The organism is Pseudomonas guariconensis (assembly GCF_024127895.1).
GTDB classification, from domain to species: domain Bacteria; phylum Pseudomonadota; class Gammaproteobacteria; order Pseudomonadales; family Pseudomonadaceae; genus Aquipseudomonas; species Aquipseudomonas guariconensis_B.
Genome location: NZ_JAMYBK010000073.1, coordinates 1 through 719, shown reverse-complemented (window position 1 = coordinate 719; position 719 = coordinate 1). Strand labels below are relative to the sequence as shown.

Annotated in this window: 1 protein-coding gene; it reads right to left on the bottom strand. The window is 65.8% G+C overall.

The window, feature by feature from the left end; genetic code table 11:
* A partial coding sequence (locus NJF35_RS24595) for a 2-hydroxy-3-oxopropionate reductase (RefSeq protein WP_253091622.1) occupies positions 1 to 719 on the bottom strand: 719 nt, incomplete at both ends.

Sequence of the window (719 nt, the reverse complement as noted above, 5' to 3'; positions counted from 1 at the left end):
ATCGAGAAGTTGGCCATGTGCTCCAGGCCTTTGATCAGCGCCGAGTGGTCCCAGTTGCCGCCGCCGAGGGCGACGCAGGTGCTGAACACTTGCTGGGCGTTGGCGGTGTTGGGCAGGTTGATGCCCAGCTCCTTGGCGCCTTGCAGGGCCAGGTTCAGGTCCTTCTGGTGCAGGTTGATGCGAAAGCCCGGGTCGAAGGTGCCCTTGATCATGCGCTCGGCATGCACTTCGAGGATCTTCGAGGAGGCGAAGCCGCCCATCAGCGCTTCGCGGACCTTGGCCGGGTCGGCGCCGTTCTTGGCGGCGAACAGCAGGGCCTCGCCGACGGCCTGGATGTTCAGGGCGACGATGATCTGGTTGGCCACCTTGGCGGTCTGGCCGTCGCCATTGCCGCCGACGCGGGTGATGTTCTTGCCCATGGCCTCGAACAGCGGCAGGGCGCGTTCGAAGGCGTTCGGGCAGCCGCCGACCATGATGCTCAGGGTGCCGGCCTTGGCGCCGACTTCACCGCCGGAGACCGGGGCGTCCAGGTAGGCGGCGCCGGTGGCCTTGATCTTCTCGGCGAAGACCTTGGTGGCGGTGGGCGAGATCGAGCTCATGTCGATCACGATCTTGTTCGGGCCAACGCCTTCGGCCACGCCGTTTTCACCGAACAGGACGGCTTCGACCTGTGGGGTGTCGGGGACCATGACGATGATGAACTCGGCTTCCTGGGCCAC